Here is a 16,789-nt window from a genome sequence, read left to right on the forward strand (position 1 = left end):
TGGCCTGTGCCACGCCGGCACGGGGACACAACTACCCATCAAGGGGCGGTGAGTTCACACATGTTCATTGCGGCCGAAAAAGGCGACATCACCACCATCATCGGCGGAATCGCCCCGGACTGGGGGCCGTTCGGGAGCCTGGGCAACGAGGCCCGCGTGATGATCGAAGTGGTCATGGCGGTGGCGATCCTGCTGTGCCTGGGCATCGCGATCTGGGGCGCCGCCAAACAGCGCATCGGCGCCACCGCGCTGCGCGACACCTTCAGCGCCGAACAGGGCAAGGGCCTGATCGTGGCCGGCCTGACCGGCGTCTTCATCATCGGCTCCCTGGGGACGCTGTTCACCATCGTCTACGGCATGGCGGTCTAGGGCGTGTCCTTCTAGGCCGCACCTGCCCCTGCCGCCGCCCGTACGGCGCCCCCGGCCGGCACCCGTCCGTCCCCGCGTCGCCCCCGTGCGCCCCCGCCCACCATCTCTCCGCCGTCCCGTGCCCCCACTCGCTCCCACCGGCCCCACCTCCCCTGCCGAGGCCACATGCTGACGCCCGCTCACGCCGGCCCGACGGAACCGCAGCGCGCCCTCATCACCCCCGCCACCAGCGGACCGATTGGGCCGGGCGCTGCGCGGGGACAGGTGGACCCGGGGGCGAGAAGGCGCAAGAAGGCGACCGGCGACCGCGGAGCAGGCGATGCGTACAAATAACCCAGAGTCCCCCATTCGCCTCTGTCGTACCGCATCTGAGGACCCGTCACGGTGAGATGTACTCGTACCGCTGCACCCGAGCCGCCGCCCGCGCGGCTACGGTCATATGAGGGCGGCACAACAACGGCACGCACGGCGACGGCGGCAGAGGGGGCACAGGCGCGATGAGTCTCAGTGACGACGGCGGCTACGGCGGCGACGGCCACCGCGGTCCGGAGACGGGCCAGACCCGGACCAGACTTCCCGACAACGACGGTGACATCTACGGCTCGGGACGGCGGTCCCGGACCGGCCTGTCCAGCCGCAACCTCGTCACGATCGTCGGCGTGATCGTCCTGCTGCTCGCGGCCATCGCCTTCGCCAACCGCGGCGGAAGCGGCAACAGCGAAACCGCCTCGAACGACTCCCCCAAAGACCCCGCCCGCACCCAGCCCACCGCCCCCACCGGCACCAAGGCCGTCAGCGGCAAGACCGGGGGCATCGCGTCGGGCTTCGCCAAGACGGAGCAGGGGGCGCAGTCGGCGGCGGCGAATTATGCGGTGGCGTTGGGGTCCTCGGACATGTTCCACCAGGACCAGCGGCACAAGATCGTTGACACCATCATGGCGCCTTCAGCCGTCGCCTCGCTCCAGAACAAGCTCGACGAAGCCTACTCACCGGACTTCTTCAAGGCCGTCGGGCTGAAGGCTGACGGAAGCGCGCCGACCGGGATGACCTTTGTCTCGCGCACCGTCCCGGTCGGCACCAAGGTCAAGGACTTCGCCAAGGACCAGGCGACCGTCGAGGTGTGGTGCACCGGCCTCCTCGGACTGGCCGGCGAGGGATCCGTCAAACCTGTCACCACGAGTTGGTTCACCCTCACGATGAAGCTCGCCTGGACCGGCAACGACTGGAAGACGCTGACACGCTCTCAGAAGGACGGCCCCGCACCGGTCAGCGGGGACGTCCCCGCCTCCGGAGCCAAGGACATCGCGGGAGCGGTCCAAGGGTATGGAGGTTTCACGTATGCCCGGTAAGCCCATGCACCGCCGCGCGGCCTCGGTCGTCACCGTGCTGGCAGGCGTACAGACCTTCATGTTCCTGCTGGCGACACGCGTCATGGCCGCGCCGGTCCCCGACCCGGGTCCGGCCTCGGAACGCTGCAAACTCCTCAGCGGCCCCGCCCTGCAGCTCTGCAAGCAGCGCAATGAGTCCGGCAGCGACTCACCCCCCACCAACCCCCTCGACAACAACCCCCTCGACCCCCTCGAATCCCTCGCCAAAGGCTGCGCCAAAGCCGCCGCCTGGATCGTCACGAAGCTGTCGGACGCGGTGAAGGCGACCTCGCAGGTGGACTTCACCAATGCCGCGTTCCTGCGGCAGTACGCCGTCGTCTTCGCCGCCTCCACCGTGCTCACGCTCGTCCTGTGGCTGCTCGCCGTCGCCAAGCGCGCGGTGCGCGGGGTGCGGCTGACGGAGGCGATCGGTGAGGCGGTCGGGTTCCTCTGGCTGACCGTGCTCGCCTCCGCCTTCACCCCGCTGATCCTGTACACGATCGTCTCGGCGACCGACGGGGTCACCGAGATCATCGCGAAGGGGACGGGGGCACAGACCGACACCTTCTTCGGGGCCTTCTCCCAGGCGCTCACGAAGGGCACGGACATCGGCGGCGGCCCGATCATGCTGATCGTGGTGTCGCTGGTCTCCGTGCTCGCCGCCGGTGTGCTGTGGCTGGAGCTGGTGATCCGGGCCGCGCTGCTGTACGTCGGGGCGCTGCTCGGCACGGTCGTCTACGCCGGGCTGGTCGACAAGAACATGTGGGGGCATGTGCGCCGCTGGGCGGGCATCATGATCGCGGTGATCCTGGTGAAGCCGGTCATCGTGATCGTGCTCGGCGTCGCCGGTGCGCTGTCCCACGACAAGGGCCCGAACGCCTTCTCCGCGGTCGTCTCCGGCCTCTCGATCATCGTCCTCGCCATCTTCGCCAGCGCGGTGATCTACCGCTTCGTCCCTGGCTTCGGCGACGAGATGGTCTCGGCCCGTACGAACAAGGGCCGGGCCACCGACGGCAGCCAGGCCGCCGCGATGATCTCCTCGCCCGCCGCACTGGTCTCCCAGGGCATCAAGACCCACAGCTCCCGCAGCTCCGGCGGCGACGGCGGGCAGGCGCAGGGCGGCCAGTCCCGGCCGGCCGACGCGGTGGCCGGCGGTGTCGCCGCGCACAGCTCCCGCGGCGGCCGCTCCTCGGCGCCCGCCACCCCCGCTCCCCGTACGAACCCCCACCCGGGCAGCGGCTCCCGCTCCGGCAAGACCTCAGGAGGTGAGGGGCGTTGAGCACGCAGTCCCACCCGATCGCCCCACGCCGCACCTACCTCATCGGCCGCGCCCGGCCCAACGCGATCGTCGGCAAGAACCGCGAGACCGGTGAGATCGCGCTGATCATCGCGGGCGCGTTCCTCGGCATGATGTGCGGGCTGCTGGTGCCCATGCTGCCGCTGCGGATCGCGTCCCTGACCGGCTTCCCGATGCTGGGGCTCGCCGTCGTCTACGTGCCGTACAAGGGCCGGACGTTCTACAAGTGGTTCGAGATCCGGCGCAGCTTCCGCCGGACGACCCGCCGAGGCGCCACCTACCGCTCCGGCGCCGCCGAGGCGGGCGTCCGGCTGGACGGCCGGGAGGTCGAGATCGGCCCGCCGCCCGGCATCGGCCGGATCAACTGGCTGTCCGCGCCGTTCGGGCCGGACGAGATCGCGGTGCTGCTGCACGCCGACCGCAAGACGGTGACGGCGGCCATCGAGATCGAGGGGCCGGGCGTCGGCCTGCGGGACAGCGAGGACCAGGAGGCGCTGGTCGACCGTTTCGGGACGCTGCTCAAGCATGTCGCCAACGGGGACGGCTTCGTGACCCGGCTGCAGATGCTGGCGCGGACGCTGCCCGCCGACCCGGACGCCCACGCCAAGGACGTCGCCCAGCGCGGCGACAAGAACTCCCCCGACTGGCTGCAGGAATCCTACGACCAGCTCCAGTCGATGGTCTCCACCTCCTCCGAGCAGCACCGCGCCTACCTCGTCGCCTGTATGCACTACACCCGCGAGCTGGCCGCCGAGGCACAGACCATGGCCCGCGCCGCGCGGATGCACCAGGGCGGGCTGCTGCGCAAGAAGCTGGACCGGGACGCCGGGCTCGCGGTGGTCATGGCCCGTGAGCTCACCGATATCTGCGCCCGGCTCGCCGAGGCCGACATCCGGGTGCGCCAGCCGCTGGGCCAGGCCCGGCTCGCCTCCCTGGTGCACTCCATGTACGACCCGGACCACCCCATCGACCACATCCAGGCGATGAGCAAGCGCAACGCCTGGCCGGCCGAGCTGGATGCGATGGAGCCGACGTACCTCCAGGCCAAGACGCGTGAGTCGACGACCCGCGCGCCGTGGTGCCATGCCACCGCCTGGGTCAAGGAGTGGCCGCTGACCCCGGTGGGCGTCAACTTCCTCGCGCCCCTCCTGGTGCACACCCCCGATGTGATCCGTACGGTCGCGGTCTGCATGGACCTGGAGCCCACCGAGATCGCCATCGAGCGGATGCTGACGGAGAAGACGAACGACGATGCCGAGGCCAGCCGCGCGGCGAAGATGAACCGGGTGGTGGACCCGCGGGACGTCGCGCACCACGGCCGGGTGGACCAGCGGGGCGAGGACCTGGCCTCCGGTGCCGCCGGCGTCAACCTCGTCGGCTACCTCACGGTGTCCTCCCGCTCGCCCGAGGCACTGGCGCGCGACAAGCGCACCATCCGCGCCTCGGCCGGCAAGTCCTACCTCAAGCTGGAGTGGTGCGACCGCGAGCACCACCGGGCGTTCGTCAACACCCTGCCGTTCGCGACCGGGATCCGCCGCTAAGCCGCTGGGAGGCGCGTACGTCATGGCCATGATCGATCCGATCGGAGCGCTCACCGAGGCGTTCACCAGCTTCCTGTTCGGGAAGGTGGAGACGACCCGGCTGCCCGTACGCACCTCCACCGGCCAGGCCCAGGCGGTCTACCTGCCCACCGCGGCCCCCGGTCTCGGCGACTCCGGCGTGATCATCGGCCGTGAGGTCTACAGCGGCAAGGGATACATCTACGACCCGTTCCAGCTCTACGGACAGCAGCTGCCCGCCCCGCACTGGCTGGTCCTCGGCGAGTCCGGCAACGGCAAGTCGGCGCTGGAGAAGACCTACGTCCTGCGGCAGTTGAGGTTCCGGGACCGTCAGGTCGTGGTGCTGGACGCCCAGGGTGAGGACGGCGTCGGCGAGTGGAACCTCATCGCCCAGGAGCTGGGGATAACTCCCATCCGCCTGGACCCGACCGCCGCCCTCAACGGCGGGATCCGCCTCAACCCCCTCGACCCGTCGATCACCACCACCGGCCAGCTGGCCCTGCTGCGGACGATCATCGAGGTCGCGATGGGCCACGGCCTGGACGAACGCTCCGGCTTCGCCCTCAAGGTCGCGCACGCCTATGTGACCGAGACCATCACCCACCGGCAGCCCGTCCTGACCGACATCGTCGAGCAGCTGCGGCATCCGGAGGCGGAGTCCGCGGAGGCGATGAATGTCGACATAGACGACGTCCGGGCCTGGGGTCTGGACGTGGCGCTGGTGCTCGACCGGCTCGTCGACGGCGACCTGCGCGGCATGTTCGACGGCCCGACGACGGCGGGCATCGACCTCGACGCCCCGCTGATCGTCTTCGACCTGTCGCACATCGACCGCAACTCCATCGCGATGCCGATCCTGATGGCGATCGTCGGTGTCTGGCTGGAGCACACCTGGATCCGCCCCGACCGCAGGAAGCGCATCTTCCTGGTGGAAGAGGCCTGGCACATCATCAACTCCCCGTTCGTGGCGCAGCTCTTCCAGCGGCTGCTGAAGTTCGGCCGACGGCTCGGCCTGTCGTTCGTGGCCGTCGTGCACCACCTCAGCGACGTGGTCGACGGCGCCGCCGCACGGGAGGCCGCGGCGATCCTCAAGATGGCGTCGACCCGCACCATCTACGCCCAGAAAGCCGACGAGGCACGCGCCACCGGCCGGGTGCTCGGCCTGCCCCGGTGGGCCGTCGAGATCATCCCGACCCTCACCCCCGGCATCGCGGTCTGGGACGTCAACGGCAATGTCCAGGTCGTCAAACACCTCATCACCGAGGCCGAACGCCCGCTGGTCTTCACCGACCGGGCGATGACCGAGGCGTCCGCGATGAGCGAGGCTTCCGCGATGCCGACGGACGAGGCGCGCGCCGTCCAGGCGGCGGCGGACGCCGAGGCCGAGGCACGCGCCGAGGCCATGGCGATGGAGCGGCAGTGGAGAGACGAGTCGAGCGAGACGGTGGCGTGACCCGCGGATACGACGACGAACGAGGCGCCGGCCGGAGCCGGGGGCGCGGCGTCCCCGACTCCCTGCTGGTCGGACTGCTCGCCTTCCTGCTGGGCCTGACCGTGCTGGTGTGGACGGCGACCGGACTGGCCGGCCTGTTCGCCCACGGCGCCTGGCCCGCGGGCGTCACCTACTCCGGTACGCCAATGGCGCTGCGTCATCTGGTCTCCGCACCGCACGACATGGCCGCCGCCTGGCCCGGCACCCCCAAGGGCCAGCTCTCCGGTTACGGCCTCTTCTGGGGCATCCTCATCGGCGAGCTGATGGTGCTGCTGGTCCTGGTGATCTTCACGCTGGGGACGGTCACCCGCTACCGCGCCGTACGGGCGGCCCGCCGCGCGAAGGCCAAGGAGGCCCGGGAGACCCGTCTGGCGGACCAGGAGGAACGGGAGGCGGAACGGGCGGCGCGCCAGGCCCGGGAAGCGCGAGAGGCCCGGGAGGCGGTCCGGAGGACCGTCCCCGCCGCCCAGGAGCCCGCCGCCCAGGAGCCCGCCGCCCCCACCGAGGACGCCCCGGCCACACCCGCCACCCCGGTCGCCCCCGCCCCGCCGCCCCTCGACACCGTGGCCGCCGGCCCCGTCCCGGAGCAGCGCACCGCTCCCCCGCTCACACCCGCCACCGACGCCGCCACCGAACCCGCCCTCCCCCGCGTCCAGTTCACCACCGACCGCACCGCCGCCCTCGCGGCATCCGTCGCCACCGCGGCCGCCGCTCCGGGCCCGCTGATCGTCGCCACGACGGACCCCGGCGTCTGGGCCGAGACCAAGGACGCCCGCGCCAAACTCGGCCCGCTGCTGACCTACGACCCGACGCACCGCCTCGACACCCCGGCCCGGCTGCGCTGGTCCCCGACCTCCGGCTGTACGGACCTCGCCACCGCCACCGACCGCGCCGCCGCCCTGCTGGCCCCGGTACGCCCGGCCGCCGCCCTGGACTCGGCGGTCGCGGACGCCGCCCAGACCCTGCTGCGCTGCTGGCTGCACGCCGCCGCGGTGGACGGCCGCCCGTTCCGCCAGCTGCACCGCTGGGCGCACGCCACCGGCGCCGCCCAGGAACCCGTACGCATCCTGCGCACCAGCCCCAAGGCCTCGGCCGGCCAGGCCGGCGAGCTGGAGTCGGTGCTCACGGCACATCCCGAACGCCGGGAAGCCGCCCAGGCGTTGATCGGCCGGGCGCTGACCGCCCTCTCCTCCATCCACATCCGGGATGCCTGCACCCCGCTTCGAGCAGATTCGGTCCTCCTCGAATCATTTCTCGATGAAGGGGGAACGCTTTACGTGGTAGGCGAGCCCATCGAGGATCCGCGTACCGAACCGGGTGCGATGCCCCTGCTCACCGCACTCCTCTCAAGCGTGGTCGAGCACGGCCGCCGCATGGCCGAACGGTCATCTGACGGTCGGCTCGACCCACCACTCACCCTCGTCCTGGACGACATCGCGGCCCTCGCCCCGCTGCCCGCCCTCCCCGGCCTCCTCGAAACGGGCCGTGCCCGCGGCCTGCTGACCCTGGCGACCATGCGCTCCCAGGAACAGGCCCGCGCCCGCTGGCCCCACCACTCCCTACGGGTCTGACCCCTGGCGGCCGGACGTTCCCACGGCACCCGAGGGTGCGGAGGAGCGACCGCCACCGGGGCGATCCGCAGCCGGAACGACCCACCACTGGGACGATCCGCAGCCGGCCGCCCGCCGGGATGGGTACGACGCACCCTCCCGGCCCAGCTCCCCGCCCGCCCCGCGCCGCCCTCAGTCCCGCAGCAACTGCACGGCGCACCGCACCAGTTGCTCATCCATGGCAGCCGACCGGCACCCGGCGATCCCCGACCGCAGCAGCGCCGCCCCCTCCACCAGCGCCACAAAGGTCTCCGCCCGCGCCCGGCACAGCTCGGCCGGCCAGTCCGGCCGCCCGTACCGCACGAACGCCTCCACCTGCGCGACGTACTTGCGGTAGAACTCCCGGACCACCGCGGCAATCTCCGCATCGCGCGCCGCCAGCGCCCAGACCTCGACATAGAGCCGCACCAGCTGCGGATCCTCCTGCTCGGCGAGGAGCACCGCCACCACCTCGTCCGGGTCGGCAGCCCCCGCCGGACCCTCCAGGGCCGACGGGTCATCACGCACCGCCCGCAGCCCGGTCGTCACCGCCAGCCGCTCCAGCGAACGGTCCAGCGCCCGCTCCAGCACCGCCTTGATCAGCTCGGCCCGGGTCGGGAAGTAGTGCTGCAGATGCCCGACCCGCACCCCGGCCTCCCCGGCGATGGCCCGCAGCGAGGCATCCGCCCCGTTGGCCACCAGCACGGTCTCCGCCGCGTCCAGCAGACTCGTCCGCCGCGCACTCCCCTGCCGCGTGAGCGCCGCCCCCTTCCCGGCACCCGGCCCCTTCTTCTTCTCTTCCTCCGTCATGCCACCTCCACCTTCACGCCCGCCTCCTCCAGAGCGGCGAGGACGTCCTGCGGCGCCGGCGTCATCTCCGGAAAGGCCACACCACGCGGCACCGGGGCACCGTCCTCGCCCAGCACCCTACGAAGCCCCAACAGCCCGCCGACCGCCGTCAGATGCGCCTGCCCGGCCGGATCACTCACCGTCGCCGTACGCCGCTCCCCACTCCGCCCCCGCACATCGATCCGCACCAGCGCGCTCCCGCCCTCACCCGGCGCATACAGCATCGACCGCCGCACCGACGTGAACCGGTCCCCGCGCCCCCACCGGAAGAATCCGGTCCGCCTGACCGCCAACAGCGCGGACGTCGACGCGTTGGCGCTGAACCCGATCCGTGTGACGGCCGTGTCGACCCCCAGCACCAGCGGCAGCGTGAACTGCTCCGGCGTATCGATCCGCGCCACCTTGGTCCGATGCCCGCCGATCACCACCTGACCCGCACCACTGAGCGGCATGACCATCCGCCGCCGCCCGCCCTCGGTCACCTCGTAATCGAGACCGAGCCGGTCCATGAACTCCACGGAGTCGGCGCCCGCCCGGTCCTTGAGGTCGTACCGGATGGCGATCTCCACGCCCGAGGCACCACCCAGCTCAGCCGCCAGCGCCGCCGCCACCAGCCCCGTCACCCCGCCCATCCAGCTGGACGACAACAGCACCGGAGCCCTCGGCGGCGCCACGGCCGCGACCGCGGTGGCCCGCTGCACCCGCGCCGTCCACCGCGTGAGGTCCACGTACGGGACACCACCCCGGATCGCCGCCAACAGCACCCGGTCATCGGGGTCGTTCACCGTGCTGATCACGGCCCGCACCTTCGCCGAGAAGGGCTCCGGATCACCCAGATCCCAGCGCCGCACCTCCGCACCGACTTCCTCGGCGAGCGCCCGCCCGCGCTCCGGAGTCCGCCCGGTGAGCAACAAGGGCCAGCCGGCGCCCGCAAGCCGGCTCAACTCCCCGCCGACGGTCCCATAGCCGCCCACCACCAGCACCGGACCTGTCACATCTAACTGGATGTCATCGTCCACACCGAGAAATCTAGGTCACGTGACCTAGAAGCACAACGGCCTCAGACCTCATAACGCAGAAAAGCCCCGCACCATAAGGTGCGGGGCTTTCCCACAATGATTGTTCGGCGGCGTCCTACTCTCCCACAGGGTCCCCCCTGCAGTACCATCGGCGCTGAAAGGCTTAGCTTCCGGGTTCGGAATGTAACCGGGCGTTTCCCTAACGCAATGACCACCGAAACACTATGAAGTTAACCAACCCGGCAAAGACACAGGTCGTTACTTCAGAACCTACACAGTGGACGCGAGCAACTGAGGACAAGCCCTCGGCCTATTAGTACCAGTCAACTCCACCCGTTACCGGGCTTCCATATCTGGCCTATCAACCCAGTCGTCTACTGGGAGCCTTAACCCCTCAAAGGGGGTGGGAGTCCTCATCTCGAAGCAGGCTTCCCGCTTAGATGCTTTCAGCGGTTATCCTTTCCGAACGTAGCCAACCAGCCATGCCCTTGGCAGGACAACTGGCACACCAGAGGTTCGTCCGTCCCGGTCCTCTCGTACTAGGGACAGCCCTTCTCAAGACTCCTACGCGCACAGCGGATAGGGACCGAACTGTCTCACGACGTTCTAAACCCAGCTCGCGTACCGCTTTAATGGGCGAACAGCCCAACCCTTGGGACCGACTCCAGCCCCAGGATGCGACGAGCCGACATCGAGGTGCCAAACCATCCCGTCGATATGGACTCTTGGGGAAGATCAGCCTGTTATCCCCGGGGTACCTTTTATCCGTTGAGCGACGGCGCTTCCACAAGCCACCGCCGGATCACTAGTCCCTACTTTCGTACCTGCTCGACCCGTCAGTCTCACAGTCAAGCTCCCTTGTGCACTTACACTCAACACCTGATTGCCAACCAGGCTGAGGGAACCTTTGGGCGCCTCCGTTACTCTTTAGGAGGCAACCGCCCCAGTTAAACTACCCACCAGACACTGTCCCTGATCCGGATCACGGACCCAGGTTAGACATCCAGCACGACCAGAGTGGTATTTCAACAATGACTCCACAACCACTGGCGTGGCCGCTTCAAAGTCTCCCACCTATCCTACACAAGCCGAACCGAACACCAATATCAAGCTATAGTAAAGGTCCCGGGGTCTTTCCGTCCTGCTGCGCGAAACGAGCATCTTTACTCGTAATGCAATTTCACCGGGCCTATGGTTGAGACAGTCGAGAAGTCGTTACGCCATTCGTGCAGGTCGGAACTTACCCGACAAGGAATTTCGCTACCTTAGGATGGTTATAGTTACCACCGCCGTTTACTGGCGCTTAAGTTCTCAGCTTCGCCAACCCGAAAGTTGACTAACCGGTCCCCTTAACGTTCCAGCACCGGGCAGGCGTCAGTCCGTATACATCGCCTTACGGCTTCGCACGGACCTGTGTTTTTAGTAAACAGTCGCTTCTCGCTGGTCTCTGCGGCCACCACCAGCTCACACTGCAAGAGTGATCACCAGCAATGGCCCCCCTTCTCCCGAAGTTACGGGGGCATTTTGCCGAGTTCCTTAACCATAGTTCACCCGAACGCCTCGGTATTCTCTACCTGACCACCTGAGTCGGTTTAGGGTACGGGCCGCCATGAAACTCGCTAGAGGCTTTTCTCGACAGCATAGGATCATCCACTTCACCACAATCGGCTCGGCATCAGGTCTCAGCCCTAATGTGTGACGGATTTACCTACCACACGGCCTACACCCTTACCCCGGGACAACCACCGCCCGGGCTGGACTACCTTCCTGCGTCACCCCATCGCTTACCTACTACCACCTTGGATCGGCGGCTCCACCACGTCCCTTTGTCCGAAGACTCCAGGCCGGCTTCACGGCCTTAGCATTAATGGATTCGATATTGGGCGTTTCAAAGCGGGTACCGGAATATCAACCGGTTGTCCATCGACTACGCCTGTCGGCCTCGCCTTAGGTCCCGACTTACCCTGGGCAGATCAGCTTGACCCAGGAACCCTTAGTCAATCGGCGCACACGTTTCCCACGTGTGTATCGCTACTCATGCCTGCATTCTCACTCGTGAACCGTCCACAACTCGTTTCCACGGCTGCTTCACCCGGCACACGACGCTCCCCTACCCATCACAGCCTCCGTTAGGAGTATTGCTGCAATGACACGACTTCGGCGGTGTGCTTGAGCCCCGCTACATTGTCGGCGCGGAATCACTTGACCAGTGAGCTATTACGCACTCTTTCAAGGATGGCTGCTTCTAAGCCAACCTCCTGGTTGTCTCTGCGACTCCACATCCTTTCCCACTTAGCACACGCTTAGGGGCCTTAGTCGATGCTCTGGGCTGTTTCCCTCTCGACCATGGAGCTTATCCCCCACAGTCTCACTGCCGCGCTCTCACTTACCGGCATTCGGAGTTTGGCTAAGGTCAGTAACCCGGTAGGGCCCATCGCCTATCCAGTGCTCTACCTCCGGCAAGAAACACACGACGCTGCACCTAAATGCATTTCGGGGAGAACCAGCTATCACGGAGTTTGATTGGCCTTTCACCCCTAACCACAGGTCATCCCCCAGGTTTTCAACCCTGGTGGGTTCGGTCCTCCACGAAGTCTTACCTCCGCTTCAACCTGCCCATGGCTAGATCACTCCGCTTCGGGTCTTGGGCACGCTACTCAACGCCCTATTCGGACTCGCTTTCGCTACGGCTTCCCCACACGGGTTAACCTCGCAACATACCGCAAACTCGCAGGCTCATTCTTCAAAAGGCACGCAGTCACGACGCAGAGACAAGTCTCTGCGCGACGCTCCCACGGCTTGTAGGCACACGGTTTCAGGTACTATTTCACTCCGCTCCCGCGGTACTTTTCACCATTCCCTCACGGTACTATCCGCTATCGGTCACCAGGGAATATTTAGGCTTAACGGGTGGTCCCGCCAGATTCACACGGGATTTCTCGGGCCCCGTGCTACTTGGGTGGTTCTCAAGCAAGCCGTTGATGTTTCAGCTACGGGGGTCTTACCCTCTACGCCGGACCTTTCGCATGTCCTTCGCCTACACCAACGGTTTCTGACTTGCCTCACAGCCGGCAGACTGCAAAAGAGAACTCCCACAACCCCAACCACGCAACCCCTGCCGGGTATCACACGTGACTGGTTTGGCCTCATCCGGTTTCGCTCGCCACTACTCCCGGAATCACGGTTGTTTTCTCTTCCTGCGGGTACTGAGATGTTTCACTTCCCCGCGTTCCCTCCACACTGCCTATGTGTTCAGCAGCGGGTGACAGCCCATGACGACTGCCGGGTTTCCCCATTCGGACACCCCCGGATCAAAGCTCGGTTGACAGCTCCCCGGGGCCTATCGTGGCCTCCCACGTCCTTCATCGGTTCCTGGTGCCAAGGCATCCACCGTGCGCCCTTAAAAACTTGGCCACAGATGCTCGCGTCCACTGTGCAGTTCTCAAGCAACGACCAGCCACCCGTCACACACCCTTACCAGGATGCTTCACCGGGGCCGGCATCGCGAAGGTCCAGACTCAAGTCCGTACCCTCAGATACCCAACAGCGCGCCCGGCCCACTCCATCAATCCCCACGTTCCACGCCGAAGCAGTACTAGTGACAACCAATCAAGTGCGCCGAATAGTCAACGTTCCACCCATGAGCTAACCACCGTCGAACATTTGCCGACGTAGTGGCTCTGGATCTCTTGCGAGATATAGATGCTCCTTAGAAAGGAGGTGATCCAGCCGCACCTTCCGGTACGGCTACCTTGTTACGACTTCGTCCCAATCGCCAGTCCCACCTTCGACGATTCCCTCCCACAAGGGGTTGGGCCACCGGCTTCGGGTGTTACCGACTTTCGTGACGTGACGGGCGGTGTGTACAAGGCCCGGGAACGTATTCACCGCAGCAATGCTGATCTGCGATTACTAGCAACTCCGACTTCATGGGGTCGAGTTGCAGACCCCAATCCGAACTGAGACCGGCTTTTTGAGATTCGCTCCACCTCGCGGTATCGCAGCTCATTGTACCGGCCATTGTAGCACGTGTGCAGCCCAAGACATAAGGGGCATGATGACTTGACGTCGTCCCCACCTTCCTCCGAGTTGACCCCGGCAGTCTCCTGTGAGTCCCCATCACCCCGAAGGGCATGCTGGCAACACAGAACAAGGGTTGCGCTCGTTGCGGGACTTAACCCAACATCTCACGACACGAGCTGACGACAGCCATGCACCACCTGTACACCGACCACAAGGGGGACCCTGTCTCCAGGGTTTTCCGGTGTATGTCAAGCCTTGGTAAGGTTCTTCGCGTTGCGTCGAATTAAGCCACATGCTCCGCTGCTTGTGCGGGCCCCCGTCAATTCCTTTGAGTTTTAGCCTTGCGGCCGTACTCCCCAGGCGGGGAACTTAATGCGTTAGCTGCGGCACGGACGACGTGGAATGTCGCCCACACCTAGTTCCCAACGTTTACGGCGTGGACTACCAGGGTATCTAATCCTGTTCGCTCCCCACGCTTTCGCTCCTCAGCGTCAGTATCGGCCCAGAGATCCGCCTTCGCCACCGGTGTTCCTCCTGATATCTGCGCATTTCACCGCTACACCAGGAATTCCGATCTCCCCTACCGAACTCTAGCCTGCCCGTATCGAATGCAGACCCGGGGTTAAGCCCCGGGCTTTCACATCCGACGTGACAAGCCGCCTACGAGCTCTTTACGCCCAATAATTCCGGACAACGCTTGCGCCCTACGTATTACCGCGGCTGCTGGCACGTAGTTAGCCGGCGCTTCTTCTGCAGGTACCGTCACTCTCGCTTCTTCCCTGCTGAAAGAGGTTTACAACCCGAAGGCCGTCATCCCTCACGCGGCGTCGCTGCATCAGGCTTTCGCCCATTGTGCAATATTCCCCACTGCTGCCTCCCGTAGGAGTCTGGGCCGTGTCTCAGTCCCAGTGTGGCCGGTCGCCCTCTCAGGCCGGCTACCCGTCGTCGCCTTGGTAGGCCATCACCCCACCAACAAGCTGATAGGCCGCGGGCTCATCCTTCACCGCCGGAGCTTTCCACCACCAGACCATGCGGTCGGTAGTCGTATCCGGTATTAGACCCCGTTTCCAGGGCTTGTCCCAGAGTGAAGGGCAGATTGCCCACGTGTTACTCACCCGTTCGCCACTAATCCCCTCCCGAAGGAGGTTCATCGTTCGACTTGCATGTGTTAAGCACGCCGCCAGCGTTCGTCCTGAGCCAGGATCAAACTCTCCGTGAATGTTTACCCGTAATCGGGTCAACACACACGAGAGCGGAACGAGTGGGCGGAATGAGCCCTCTCGTTCACAGCGTCCTCGCTGTGTGTGCCACCCCGACCGCTTGGGCCGTGGTGGGCTTTTCAAAGGAACCTCATCCTCCGGAGTGTTTCCGGTGGACGGGGTATCAACATATCTGGCGTTGACTTTTGGCACGCTGTTGAGTTCTCAAGGAACGGACGCTTCCTTTGTGCCTGTTTCACCAGGCTCTCCGGGCGCTTCCCTTCGGTCTTGCGTTTCCGACTCTATCAGATCCTTGCGGGCCCGATTTTCGCCGGTGCGTTTCCGCCTTTCGGCTTCTTCGCTTTTCCAACCGTACCAGATCCGTTTCCGTCTCTGGCCCCCTGTTGGAGCGGGGTCGGCCGCTTCGCTTTCGCTTTTCGGCCTTTCCGACTCTATCAGATCCGTTTCGGTCCGTTGCCGGTCCGAATTCGTTTCCGAATCCCCGTCGAAGGGGGTTCTGCCGGGGTGCGGCTATTCAAGCTGCCGCGCCTTTCGGCGTGATCGCTACTTTAGCGGGATTCCTCGTTGACGCATAATCACGTCACGGTCCGAATTTCGGCATGCCGAAATTGTTCCCGGTGAGGGGCCGTGCAGTAGTGGTGTGCCGCGAAGCGGCGGGATGGCTGCCCGGCGCCTGTCGGCCCCGCGGCAACTCGGAGGACACTACACGAGGGGGTGGGGTTGTTCAAACCCGTGCCTGGCATGGGTCATCGGGGTACTTTGGGGGACATGACTACGCATGCGCTCGTACAGCAGTGGTGGCCCGCCTGACGGCGGCCGCCCAACAGCGCATGCAGGACCACGGCCGCCGCTTCGGCGGCCGTTTGCGTATCTCCCTCTCGTAGCCGGCCGGTGAGGTCGGCGGTCTCGACGCGCACTCCATGGAGGAGTGCAGGAGAGAAGGACGGACGAGATGGCGATGACGGCGGGCGCGGGGACGCGGATTTTCAGCGGGGTGCAGCCGACAGGGCATCTGACGCTGGGGAACTACCTCGGGGCGGTGCGGCGGTGGGCCGAGGTGGACCAGCACCGGGCGGAGGCGCTGTTCTGTGTGGTGGATCTGCATGCGCTGACCGTGGAGCACGATCCGGCGCGGTTGCGGCGGGTCAGTCGGCAGGCGGCGACGCTGTTGCTGGCCGCGGGGCTGGATCCGGAGCTCTGCACGGTGTTTGTGCAGAGTCACGTGGAGGAGCATCTGCGGCTGTCGTATCTGATGGAGTGCACGGCCTCCGACGGGGAGATGCGGCGCATGATCCAGTACAAGGAGAAGGCCGCGCGTGAGCAGGCGCGCGGGGGGAGTGTGCGGCTGTCGCTGCTGACGTATCCGGCGCTGATGGCGGCGGACATCCTGGCGTACGGGACGCATGAGGTGCCGGTCGGGGAGGACCAGGCGCAGCATGTGGAGCTGACGCGGGATCTGGCGGTGCGGTTCAACCAGCGGTACGGGGCGACGTTCGTGGTGCCGAAGGCGACGCATCCGGTGGTGGCGGCGCGGGTGAGGGATCTGCAGGAGCCGACGTCGAAGATGGGGAAGTCGCATGCCCGTACGGCGGGGGTCGTCTATTTGCTGGATGAGCCGGAAGTGGTGCGGAAGAAAGTGCTGCGGGCGGTGACGGATGCGGGGCGGGATGTCGCCTATGAGCCGGAGCAGCGGCCGGGGGTGGCGAATCTGCTGAATGTGCTGGCGGCGTGTACGGGGGGTGATCCGCGGCGGCTGGCCGAGGAGTACGACTCGTACGGCGCGCTGAAGAAGGATGTGGCGGAGGCCGTGGTGGAGATGTTGCGGCCGGTGCGGGAGCGGCATGCGGAGCTGGCCGCCGATCCGTCGTCTGTGGATGCGGTGCTGCGGCGGGGTGCGGAGCGGGCGCGTTCCCTGGCCAGGCCGCGGGTGGATGCGGCGTTCGAGGCGGTGGGGCTGCTGCCCGCGGGGTGAGGTGCCGGTGGTCCGGTCCGGGGGCGTGGCGGT

9 protein-coding genes and 3 rRNA genes are annotated in these 16,789 nt (G+C 66.5%); 7 read left to right on the forward strand and 5 right to left on the reverse strand.

The genetic code is table 11. The features are described from left to right. Nucleotides 1–60 precede the first annotated feature (60 nt). The 6 genes from STRNI_RS18470 (at nt 61) to STRNI_RS18495 (ending at nt 7,655) form a co-directional block, all read left to right on the forward strand. Nucleotides 61–369 carry a hypothetical protein gene (locus STRNI_RS18470; protein ID WP_006603970.1) on the forward strand — a complete coding sequence of 103 codons (309 nt, stop codon included), beginning with the start codon at nt 61–63 and terminating at the stop codon, nt 367–369. 497 nt (nt 370–866) lie between these two features. Continuing rightward, nucleotides 867–1,718 carry a DUF8175 domain-containg protein gene (locus STRNI_RS18475; RefSeq protein ID WP_277411615.1) on the forward strand — a complete coding sequence of 284 codons (852 nt, stop codon included), beginning with the start codon at nt 867–869 and terminating at the stop codon, nt 1,716–1,718. Next, a complete protein-coding gene (locus STRNI_RS18480) occupies nt 1,708–3,015 on the forward strand; it encodes a hypothetical protein (protein ID WP_204165914.1) in 1,308 nt (435 codons plus the stop codon). Before STRNI_RS18475 ends, STRNI_RS18480 begins: the two co-directional genes overlap by 11 nt. Next, nucleotides 3,012–4,574: an SCO6880 family protein gene (locus STRNI_RS18485; protein ID WP_018093389.1), complete on the forward strand. Its 1,563-nt coding sequence runs from the start codon at nt 3,012–3,014 to the stop codon at nt 4,572–4,574. The genes STRNI_RS18480 and STRNI_RS18485 overlap by 4 nt, the downstream gene beginning before the upstream one ends. Before the next feature lie 28 nt (nt 4,575–4,602). Continuing rightward, nucleotides 4,603–6,045 carry an ATP-binding protein gene (locus STRNI_RS18490; protein WP_026170323.1) on the forward strand — a complete coding sequence of 481 codons (1,443 nt, stop codon included), beginning with the start codon at nt 4,603–4,605 and terminating at the stop codon, nt 6,043–6,045. Beyond that, nucleotides 6,042–7,655, forward strand: a complete 1,614-nt coding sequence (locus STRNI_RS18495) for a type IV secretory system conjugative DNA transfer family protein (RefSeq protein ID WP_277413278.1) — start codon at nt 6,042–6,044, stop codon at nt 7,653–7,655. The genes STRNI_RS18490 and STRNI_RS18495 overlap by 4 nt, the downstream gene beginning before the upstream one ends. 171 nt (nt 7,656–7,826) lie before the next feature. Here STRNI_RS18495 and STRNI_RS18500 read toward each other — a convergent pair whose 3' ends face one another. From STRNI_RS18500 to STRNI_RS18520, 5 genes are all read right to left on the reverse strand, one after another. Beyond that, nucleotides 7,827–8,483, reverse strand: coding sequence for a TetR/AcrR family transcriptional regulator (locus STRNI_RS18500; protein WP_277411616.1), 657 nt, complete (start codon nt 8,481–8,483; stop codon nt 7,827–7,829). Continuing rightward, nucleotides 8,480–9,541 carry a saccharopine dehydrogenase family protein gene (locus tag STRNI_RS18505; RefSeq protein ID WP_277411617.1) on the reverse strand — a complete coding sequence of 354 codons (1,062 nt, stop codon included), beginning with the start codon at nt 9,539–9,541 and terminating at the stop codon, nt 8,480–8,482. Before STRNI_RS18505 ends, STRNI_RS18500 begins: the two co-directional genes overlap by 4 nt. Nucleotides 9,542–9,643: 102 nt before the next feature. Further along, nucleotides 9,644–9,760, reverse strand: a 5S ribosomal RNA gene (rrf, locus tag STRNI_RS18510). Between the two features lie 74 nt (nt 9,761–9,834). Beyond that, nucleotides 9,835–12,955 (reverse strand): 23S ribosomal RNA (locus STRNI_RS18515). 299 nt (nt 12,956–13,254) lie between these two features. Next, nucleotides 13,255–14,783, reverse strand: a 16S ribosomal RNA gene (locus tag STRNI_RS18520). The 16S, 23S and 5S rRNA genes sit together here, the layout of an rRNA operon. A gap of 953 nt (nt 14,784–15,736) precedes the next feature. Between STRNI_RS18520 and trpS the strand changes: the two genes are divergently transcribed. After that, entirely contained in the window at nt 15,737–16,756 is a 1,020-nt protein-coding gene (trpS, locus tag STRNI_RS18525; protein ID WP_026170243.1) for a tryptophan--tRNA ligase, read from the forward strand. Nucleotides 16,757–16,789: the final 33 nt, after the last annotated feature.

The organism is Streptomyces nigrescens (assembly GCF_027626975.1).
Lineage (GTDB): Bacteria > Actinomycetota > Actinomycetes > Streptomycetales > Streptomycetaceae > Streptomyces > Streptomyces nigrescens.